A 9,251-nucleotide genomic window follows, 5' to 3' on the forward strand; every position below is an offset into this window, starting at 1 on the left:
GTGCGGGCGCGGGCCGGTGATTCGCGCGGCGAACACCCGATGGGGCAGAGTGAGTCCATGAAGGCGCAGACCGGCCCCAGCGAGCAGCACCACCCCGGACCGGCCCGGCGCCGTCCCGTTCAGCAGCGCAGCGTCCAGCGGTACGAGCGCCTGCTGGACGCCTGCGCGGGCCTGCTCGACGAGGTCGGGCCGACGGCGCTCACCACCAAGGAAGTGGCCGCCCGCGCCGAGGTGCCGATCGGCACGCTCTACCAGTTCTTCGCGGGCAAGGAGAGCCTGCTCGGTGCGCTCGCCGAGCGCAATCTCGACCGGTTCCTGCACCGGCTCGCGGTGCGGACGCAGCACGGTGCGCCGGACGGCGTGGCCGGGTTCGTGGATGTCGCGGTGGACGAGTTCGTCGCGATGAAGCGCACCGTCCCGGGCTTCGGCCACCTGGACTTCGGCCTGGTCGGCACCGACCCGGGCGACCTGCGGGACGCCGAGCACCTGCTCGGCACGGACCTCGACAACAATGCGGCGGTGGCCGTGCGGATCGGCGCCCTCGGCGGCGACCTGTTCGCCGCCCCGGGGTTCCCGCTCGCGCTGCGGGTGGCGCTGGAGTGCGCGGACGCCGTCCTCAAGCTCGCCTTCCGGGTGGATCCGGCCGGCGACGCGGCGCTCATCGCCGAGTGCAAGCGCCTGTTGACCGGCTACCTCGGGCAACCTCCGGCCTGAGCCGCGAGGCCTTCTCGTTCGGATCCTGTCGGATCAGCATGCGCAGTCGGTGCCTCCAGCAGTCGGTGCCTCCGCGTGGGGGCACCTCCCGGCCCAGGGCCGGGGGAGCACGGATGCCCACCCGCACCCCGCCGGGCACAGGTGGGCATCCGCTGTCCGGGCCCTCGGGTCAGGAGGCGAAGACCTGGAACTCGGAGAGCTGGCCCGCCGGCCAGCCGGTGTTGCCGGTCACGTTCAGCCGCAGGTAGCGGACGGCGGTGCTCGGCAGGGTGATGGTGACCGTGTTGCCGGTCGCCGGGTCGAAGGTGTAGCCGGCCGAACCCACCAGGGTGGAGAAGGCGGAGCCGTCGGTCGAACCCTGCACCGACAGGGTCTCCGTCCGGGCGCCCCAGGAGGCGGACGGCGGCAGCTTCAGGGTCACCCTGGCCAGGCTCAGGGAGCAGCCGAGGTCGACCTGCACCCACTGCGGGAAGGCGTTGTTGGCGCTCTCCCAGTAGGAGTTGGCGTCACCGTCCACGACGTTGCCCGCACCGTAGGTCTGGGTGCTGCCGGACGCGGTGGCCGGCTTGCCCTGGGCGATGTTGCCGGTGCCCGGGTTGCAGGCCGGCGGGGTGGTCGAGCCGGACGGGGACGGCGACGGCGAGGTGGTCTGGCCGGTGCCCAGGAAGGCCTGGAGCTCGGAGAACTGCGCCGCCGGCCAAGCGGTGTTGCCGGTCACGTTCAGCCGCAGGTAGCGGACGGCGGTGCTCGGCAGGGTGATGGTGACCGTGTTGCCGGTCGCCGGGTCGAAGGTGTAGCCCGCCGAACCCACCAGGGTGGAGAAGGCGGAGCCGTCGGTCGAACCCTGCACCGAGAGCGTCTCGGTGCGGCTGTTCCAGGCCGAGGAGGGCGGCAGCTTCAGGGTCACCCTGGCCAGCGGGACCGCGCAGCCGAGGTCGACCTGCGCCCACTGCGGGAAGGCGTTGTTGGCGCTCTCCCAGTAGGAGTTGGCGTCACCGTCGACGAGGTTGCCCGGGGTGTACGTCTGGTTGCTGCCGGACGCGGTGGCCGGGCGGCCCTGGGCGATGTTGCCGGTCCCGGTGGGGCAGGTCGGCGGGGTGGTCGAGCCGGAGGGGCTCGGCGACGGGGACGGCGAGGACGAGGAGCCGGACGGGCTCGGCGACGGACTGGAGGTGCCCGGGGTGCTCGGCACGCCGTTGTACGTCCAGATCGGGGTCGGCCAGGTGCCGGTGCAGGTGGAGCCGGTGTTCCAGCCGGAGTTGCCGCCCCCGTCGGTGATCTGCAGGCCGGTGCCGATGCAGTTGTGGATCGGGGTGGCCGCCTGGCCGATGTTGCCGGCCTTCACGTTGGTGAACTTCATCTGGGCGTTGGCCTGGGCCTGGATGGCGTAGGTGCCTGCGCCGTTGATGTTCACGTTGGTCAGGTTGATGCCGCTGACCGAGCCCTCGATGGTCTGGATGGCCTCGTAGGAGCTGTCCAGGATGTCGGTGTCGGTGACGTTGATCGTCGCGCCGCTGATCGGCTCGGACTGGCCGTCGAACCACAGCGCGCCGACGCCGAACTGCCAGTTGTAGTCGGAGTTCCCGGCGCGGATCAGGGTGTTGCGGGCGGCGGTGATGGTGCCGGCGACCGCGGTGCCGCTGCCGGAGTTGACGCCCGGGTAGCGGTTGGCGATGTGCAGGCCGCCGCCGTTGGAGATGGTGTCCGCCATCACGTTGTCCGAGATGGTGAAGTCCTTGCCGCCGTACGTGACGATGTTGTTCGCCAGGATCGGCAGCACCACCGTGTTGTGGGTGAAGCTGTCGTTCACATTGGGCTTGTTCTCGGGCCAGGACGCCAGGCCGTCGTCGCCGGTGTTGCGGACGAAGGTGTTGGTGACCGTGGAATTCGTGACGCCGGTGTGGAAGTTCACGCCGTCCGCGGTGGTGTCCAGGATGCGGCTGTTCCTGATGGTGAACCTGTCCATCGGACCGTCCATCCACGCGCCGACCTTGACGTGCTGGAGCCAGACGTCGTCGACGGTGGAGTTGGACATCGCGCCGCCGATGCCGTTGACCTGGTCCTCGTCGACGCGCTCGCGGATGTCGCCGATGATGGCGAAGTCCTTGAGGGTGACGTTCTGGCTCGGGCCGCCCGCGGTGGTGTACTTGCCGTAGATCCCGGCTGCGTTGGCGCGGTTGTTGGGGTCGCGACCGCCGAGCACCGAGTACCAGGGGCCGGCGCCGGCGAGGGTCACGTTGTCGACGATCACATGGCTGTACAGGGTGAAGTTGCCCTGCGGGATCCAGACCGTCTTGCCCTGCGCCGCACCGGCGTTGACCGCCGCCTGGAACTTGGCGGTGGAGTCGGTGGCACCGGTGGGGTCGGCGCCGAAGTCGGTGACCACGTCGAGTGCGCCGGCAGGCCTGGCGATCGGCGCCGCGACGTTCTCGAAGTCCGCCAGGTCGACGGTGAAGGTCGGTGACTGGGCGGTGGAGCTCACCTGGAGCCGGATCTTCGTACCGATCGGGTAGGTCTGGCCGAGCAGCGTCCGGGCCTCGTCGTAGAAGTGGTGCGGGTGGGTGTCGCCCGGGTTGTTGTTGAACGGGTAACCGCCGTAGTACCAGCTGTACTTCGAGGTGACCGGGACGCTCTTCAGGGTGCTGCCGTTGACCAGCAGGTCCATCGAGGCGTCCCGGCCCTTGCCGTCCGCCGAGTCCGGCAGGCTGTACCGGAAGTCGATCGAGTCGGCGGGCTGGGTCAGGGTGAACTCGACGTACTGGCCGACCGCGTTGAGGGTCACGGCCTGCCGGCCGGACGCCTCCGAGGGCAGGTTGCCGTACGTGCGGTCCGGGCCGATCACGGTGCCGTTGGTGGCCGCGTACTCGGCCTCCTGCTCGACGAACGGGACGGTGGCGCCGCGTCCCGGCACGCCGAGCGGCGACAGGGCGGGGACTCCTGCGGCGTGCGCGGCACCGGCGTTCGCCAGCACGGCGGTCAGCAGGCCGACCGTGCCGAGGGCGGTCGCGGTGAGTGCGGCGAGGGTACGGGTCCCGCGCCTGGTGGGGGGTGGTTGCATCTGCGGCTGCACATCCTTGCCGGGTAGGAAGCTGCTCCGGGTGGGGGCAATCGCCCGGCGGCCGCGTTGCGCTGACGCTTCGCCAGAATGACAGGCGGGTTTCCTCCGGGCGTTGGCGAGACTACGAGGACCGGCCGCACGAAGTCCATACCCATGCGCAAAATAACGACGAATACTTGCAACTTCCAAAACATAAGGCGGTAAGGAGGTGATCGCAGCAGGGTGGGGCGGGCCTCCGCGGGCACCCTCGGCCACCCCGCCGGCCCCGCCGCCCGGTCCGCGCATTGCGGCTGCCCGGCGCGCGCCGCACAGTGGAGATCGGGGCGGACACCTGCGGGGCTGCCGCCCCGACCGCCCGCACCACGCCCCCAGCCCGAGGAGCATGATCATGCAAGCCACGGTAGGCGACCAGCTCCACATCCACAGCAAGTCCGTCGGCATGGTGGACCGGATCGGCCAGATCATCGAGGTCCGCGGCGCCGACGGCGAGCCCCCGTACCTGGTCCGTTTCGAGGACGGCCACGACGGCCTGGTCTACCCCGGTCCCGACTGCGTCGTCGAGCACCAGCAGGAACGCCGCTAAGCGCTTGGCCGCGCCGCCGCTACCGGGCCCGCTGGCCCATCTGGCCCCACTGCTGGACAACTACGGTTATCCGGCGGTGGGCCTGCTCGTGCTGCTCGACAACTGCGGGATCCCGGTTCCGGGCCAGACCATCCTGGTGCTCGCCGCCGTGTACGCGGGCACCGGCCGGATGTCGATCGCCGCGGTGGTGGTGATCGGGGTGATCGCCGCGGTGGTCGGCAACACCCTCGGCTACTGGATCGGCCGCACCGGCGGCCACGCCTTCGTCCACCGCTGGGGGCGCTACGTCGCGCTGACCCCGGCCCGGATGGCACGCGCCGAGGGCTTCTTCGACCGCAACGGCGGCAAGGTCGTGGTGGTCGCCCGGTTCATCGACGGGCTCCGCCAGACCAACGGCATCATCGCGGGCACCAGCGAGATGGCCTGGCGGCGCTTCCAGCCCGCCAACATCATCGGGGCGCTGCTCTGGGTCGGCGTCTGGTCGACCGCCGGCTACCTGGCCGGCTCCGACATCGGCCCGCTGTACGAGCAGGCGGTCCGCTACCAGGTCTATCTGCTGGGCGCGCTCGCCGTCGTGCTGATCGCCCTGGTCGTCCGCGCGGTGCTGCACCGGCGCCGCAAGCGCCGCCCGCCCGGCGCGGGACCGGAGGACGGCGCACCGGACGGCGGCGGTCCGGCGGCCGGCCCGGCCCTGGAGGACGGTGGACCCGGCCGCCGGCAGACCGGGCCCCGGCCGCCTGCCGGGCCGCAGCCGAAGCCGCAGGCACAGCCACAGCCACAGCCACAGCCACAGCCACAGCCACAGCCGGAACAACGGCAGCCGCAGCCGGATCAGCGCAGCGGGACGACCTCGAACGACGAGGCGTAGCGCACGCCGAGCCGGCTGCCGGCCATCCGCCCGAAGGAGTCCAGGAAGCCGGCCGCGTCCGCCATGTCCCCGCCGAGGCCGTCGAGGTAGGCCCGGTGCGCCTCCAGCGAGGCGACCCCGGCGGCGAAGGTCTCCGTGGTGTCGACGGCGTGGCCCGCCTCCGGCGAGCCGGCCGCCCAGACCTGGCGAACGCCGTTCCACGGCTGGTGCCCCTCGTCCACCAGCTCGCGGAAGACCCAGCGGTTGCCGGCGTCCCGCACCGCGTCCAGGGTGGCCCGGCCGACCGCGATGTGGTCGGCCTGATTGGGGTAGCTCCCCCCGTACGTGTCGCGGTAGTTGGTGGTCAGCACGATCTCGGGGCGGTGCCGGCGCACGGCGCGGGCGATGTCGCGGCGCAGCGGCAGCCCGTACTCCACCGTGCCGTCCGGGTACCCGAGGAACTCGACGGTGTCGACGCCGACCAGGGCGGCCGAGGCGATCTGCTCGGCCTCCCGGACGGGTCGGCACTCCTGCGGGTCCATCGAGTCGATGCCGGCCTCGCCGCTGGTGACCATCACGTAGACGACCCGCTTGCCCTGGGCCGTCCAGCGGGCGACCGCAGCGGCCGCCCCGTACTCCATGTCGTCGGGGTGGGCCACCACGGCGAGTGCGGTCTGCCAGTCCTCGTCGAGCGGCTCGAAGGGGGGTGGTGCCTGGTCGGACATGTCAGTCGGCGCTCCTGATCGAGTAGTTGAAGTCGGTGTGGCCGAAGTGGCCCATCAGCTTGAGCCAGAACGGCATCAGCATCTCGGTGCCGCGGGCCGCGTCGATCCCGCCGAGGTCGATCACGGCGGCGTCCGGCCAGCCGAACTGCTCCAGGACGCCGCGGACGACGGTCTTGGCGGCCACGTCCTCGCCGGCGACGAACACCTGGTGCTCGCCCGGGACCCGGCCCGGGTCGACCATCAGCGGGGCGGCCAGGGTGTTGAGCGCCTTCACCACGCGGGCGTCCGGGAACGCGCGCTGGAGCTGCTCGCCGACGCTGTCGGTGTTCACCGGAGCGAGGCTGACCTCGCCGGCGGACGAGAAGACCAGCGGGTTGGAGACGTCGATCAGCACCTTGCCGGCGAGCCGTTCGGCGCCGGCCTGCTGGAGGGCCGGGAGCGAGACCGTGCCGGCGGTGGCGTTGATGATCACCTCGCCGAAGTCCGCGGCGTCCTGGAAGGTGCCGGCGTGGCCGTGCGGTCCGGCCTGGTCGGCCCAGGAGACGGCGGAGGTGTTGTCCTTGGTGCGTGAGCCGAGGGTGACCTCGTGGCCCAGTGCGATCAGCTTGGACGCCAGGGTGCGGCCCACGGTGCCCGTGCCGATGATCCCGAATCGCATCGCTCTCTCCAGTCCGGATCGGTTGCTGTCGTGCAGGTCTGGTCGTGCGGTCGTACGGTCGTCCGACCCCGCGGCCGCGCGGCCGTCCGGACGTGCAGGGGCTCGTACCCGGCCTGGGCCGGTTCAGCCCGCCGGCCGCCCGCCGAGGACGCAGAACTCGTTGCCCTCCGGGTCGGCGAGGACGACCCAGCTCTGCTCGCCCTGCCCGATGTCGGCGCGCCGGGCGCCGAGGACGATCAGGCGGTCCACTTCGGCGGCCTGGTCGTCGGGGCGGAAGTCGAGGTGGAGGCGGTTCTTGCCGGCCTTCGCCTCGGGGACGCGGAGGAACAGCAGGCCGGGCAGCCGGTCCGGGGCCGGCCGGATCTCGTACTCGTCCGGGTCCTCGCTCACCAGCGTCCAGCCGAGGGCCTCGGCCCACCAGTCGGCGAGTGCCCCGGGATCGGCGGCGTCCACCACGACCTGCTCCCATACGAGTGCCATGGTCGCACCCTACCCGCGGCCGGCTGACGGGTCATCACACCCTGCCGGGGCGCCGGCTCCGTCGGCGGCCCAGCGGGCGAGCAGCCGGGCGGCCTCCTCGGTGAGGGCGGCCCGCAGGGCGCGGGCGGGCGCGCGGTCGGCGGTGCGCAGCGCGGCGACGCCGATCCGGCGGGCGAGCGGCGGTCCGTCGACCGGTCGGACGGCGAGGTCGTCGCGGGCCGGGCCGAGGCCGAGGCGCGGGACCAGGGCGACCCCGATGCCGGCCGCGACGAAGCCCTGGAGGACGCCGTAGTCGTCGGTGCGCAGCACGGGCACCGGTTCGAAGCCGTGCGGGGCGCAGGCGCGGGCGAGCGCCCGGTCGACCGGGTCCTCCTCGGTGGCGCCGAGGATCCAGCCGTCGTCGCGCAGCGCGGCGAGCGGCACGCGCTCGGCGGCGGCCTGCGGGTGGTCGGCGGGCAGCACCAGCAGCAGCGGGTCCTCCAGCAGCGGGTGGACGACGACGTCCTCGCCGAGGTCGAGGCCGCCGTCCGGCCGGGAGTAGACCAGGGCGGTCTGTAGCCGGCGGCTGCGCAGCCCGTCCAGCAGGGCCGGCAGCTCCCCCTCGGTGAGCTGGATGCGGACGCCGGAGCGGTGCAGGGTGCGGACGGCGGGAGGCAGGAGCAGGGCGCCGGCGGACGGGAAGGTGCCGACCCGCAGGGTCGACGCGCCGCGCCGGACGAGTTCGGCGACCTCGCGCTCGGCGGCGCCGATCCGGCCGAGCACGGCCTCGGCGTGCGGCAGCAGGGCGGCGCCGGCGTCGGTGAGGACGGCACCGCGGGCGCCGCGGTGCACCAGCGGGGTGCGGAAGTGCGCCTCCAGGGTGGCGAGGTGGTGGCTGACGGTGGGCTGGCTGTGGCCGAGGGCGCGGCCGGCGGCGGCGAGCGAGCCCTCGCGGGCGATGGCGCGCAGGACCTGGAGGTGGCGGAGTTCGAGCACGGGTATCGACGCTTTCTGGAGATGTCCAGAAAACCACCCTATTCCTCGATGGCCGGGCCGGTGCCAGGGTCGAGGGGTGAGCACCCTGATCCAGCACCCCTCCCCCACCTGCACCTCGTACCTCGGCGGGCAGCACCGCGCGCCGTACGCCGAGGCGGTGTGCCGCGAGGCCGCCGCCGACCGGCTGCGCCTGAACGTGCCCGGCCACGCGGCCGACCCGGACCGCTTCGGCGCTCTCGCCGGCCTGGTCGGCGCGCGGGTGCTGCGGCTGGACGTGCCGCCGCTGCTCGACGGTGTCGACCTGGGGCCGGACAGCCCGATGGAGCAGGCGCTGCGGCTGGCGGCCGAGGCGTGGGGCGCGCGCCGGACGTGGTTCCTCACCAACGGTGCCTCGCAGGGCAACCGGATCGCCGCGCTGGTCGCGCAGGCGCTCGGGGACACCCTGGTGGTGCAGCGGAGCGTGCACTCGAGCGTGGTGGACGGCCTGGTGCTGTCGGGGCTGCGGGCGGCGTTCGTGCAGCCGTCGGTGGACGCCGGGCTCGGGATCGCGCACGGAGTGGCGGCCGGGGACCTGGCGGCCGCGCTGGCGGCGCACCCGGACGCGGCGGCGGCGTACGTGGTGACGCCGAGCTACTTCGGCGCGGTGGCGGACGTGCCGGCGCTGGCCGCGGCGGCGCATGCGGCGGGCGTGCCGCTGATCGTGGACGAGGCCTGGGGTTCGCACTTCGGCTTCCACCCGGAGCTGCCGGCGAACGCGCTGGCGCAGGGCGCCGACCTGGTGGTGTCGAGCACCCACAAGCTGGGCGGGGCGCTCACCCAGGCGGCGATGCTGCACCTGGCGGAGGGGCCGTTCGCGGCGCGGCTGGAGCCGTTGGTGGAGCGGGTGTTCCACCTGACCCAGTCGACCAGTGCGAGCGCCCTGCTGCTGGCGTCGCTGGACGAGGCGCGCCGGGCGCTGGCGACCGGCGGCGAGCGGATCGGGGAGTCGCTGCGGGCGGCCGAGGAGATGCGCCGGGCCGTGCGGGCGGGCGGCCGGTTCGCGGTGGCGAGCGACGGTTTCGGGCGGTTCGCGGACATCGCGGCCGTCGATCCGCTGCGGGTCGCGGTGGACGTCCGCTCCGGCGGGATCACCGGGCACGAGGCGCGGCGGCTGCTGATGCACGAGCACGGGGTGCTGGTGGAGGTCGCGACGGAGGCCGCGGTGGTCGCCG

9 protein-coding genes and 1 pseudogene are annotated in these 9,251 nt (G+C 73.1%); 4 read left to right on the forward strand and 6 right to left on the reverse strand.

What is annotated here, in order from left to right:
- Positions 1 to 57: 57 nt before the first annotated feature.
- Positions 58 to 714 carry a TetR family transcriptional regulator gene (locus tag ACFV0G_RS08510; protein WP_380543710.1) on the forward strand — a complete coding sequence of 219 codons (657 nt, stop codon included), beginning with the start codon at positions 58 to 60 and terminating at the stop codon, positions 712 to 714.
- 169 nt (positions 715 to 883) lie between these two features.
- On the opposite strand, the gene ACFV0G_RS08515 is transcribed toward ACFV0G_RS08510, so the two are convergent.
- Positions 884 to 1,378, reverse strand: coding sequence for a discoidin domain-containing protein (locus ACFV0G_RS08515; RefSeq protein ID WP_380543734.1), 495 nt, complete (start codon positions 1,376 to 1,378; stop codon positions 884 to 886).
- Positions 1,379 to 3,772: pseudogene (locus ACFV0G_RS08520) on the reverse strand (discoidin domain-containing protein); the annotation flags it as partial.
- Between the two features lie 388 nt (positions 3,773 to 4,160).
- On the opposite strand from ACFV0G_RS08520, the gene ACFV0G_RS08525 reads away from it, so the two are divergent.
- Both ACFV0G_RS08525 and ACFV0G_RS08530 read left to right on the forward strand, forming a co-directional pair.
- Complete coding sequence (locus ACFV0G_RS08525; RefSeq protein WP_380543713.1) at positions 4,161 to 4,355, forward strand: DUF1918 domain-containing protein; 195 nt, start codon at positions 4,161 to 4,163, stop codon at positions 4,353 to 4,355.
- A gap of 4 nt (positions 4,356 to 4,359) precedes the next feature.
- Complete coding sequence (locus ACFV0G_RS08530) at positions 4,360 to 5,223, forward strand: DedA family protein (RefSeq protein WP_380543716.1); 864 nt, start codon at positions 4,360 to 4,362, stop codon at positions 5,221 to 5,223.
- Here ACFV0G_RS08530 and ACFV0G_RS08535 read toward each other — a convergent pair.
- The 4 genes from ACFV0G_RS08535 to ACFV0G_RS08550 all read right to left on the reverse strand — a co-directional run bounded on the left by ACFV0G_RS08535 (position 5,187) and on the right by ACFV0G_RS08550 (position 8,040).
- Complete coding sequence (locus tag ACFV0G_RS08535) at positions 5,187 to 5,927, reverse strand: PIG-L deacetylase family protein (protein WP_380543719.1); 741 nt, start codon at positions 5,925 to 5,927, stop codon at positions 5,187 to 5,189. The two genes, ACFV0G_RS08530 and ACFV0G_RS08535, sit on opposite strands and share 37 nt — an antisense overlap.
- Before the next feature lies 1 nt (position 5,928).
- The gene (locus tag ACFV0G_RS08540; RefSeq protein ID WP_380543722.1) at positions 5,929 to 6,585 is read right to left on the reverse strand and encodes an NADPH-dependent F420 reductase; all 657 of its coding nucleotides are present in this window, start codon (positions 6,583 to 6,585) and stop codon (positions 5,929 to 5,931) included.
- A 123-nt stretch (positions 6,586 to 6,708) separates the two neighbouring features.
- Positions 6,709 to 7,065: a VOC family protein gene (locus ACFV0G_RS08545; protein ID WP_380543725.1), complete on the reverse strand. Its 357-nt coding sequence runs from the start codon at positions 7,063 to 7,065 to the stop codon at positions 6,709 to 6,711.
- 9 nt (positions 7,066 to 7,074) lie between these two features.
- Entirely contained in the window at positions 7,075 to 8,040 is a 966-nt protein-coding gene (locus tag ACFV0G_RS08550) for a LysR family transcriptional regulator (RefSeq protein ID WP_380543728.1), read from the reverse strand.
- A 76-nt stretch (positions 8,041 to 8,116) separates the two neighbouring features.
- Between ACFV0G_RS08550 and ACFV0G_RS08555 the strand changes: the two genes are divergently transcribed.
- Positions 8,117 to 9,251 (forward strand): amino acid decarboxylase (locus ACFV0G_RS08555; RefSeq protein ID WP_380543731.1); only part of this gene is annotated, 1,135 nt, incomplete at its 3' end.

The sequence above is a fragment of the Kitasatospora sp. NPDC059571 genome (genome assembly GCF_042735675.1).
Taxonomy (GTDB): Bacteria; Actinomycetota; Actinomycetes; order Streptomycetales; family Streptomycetaceae; genus Kitasatospora.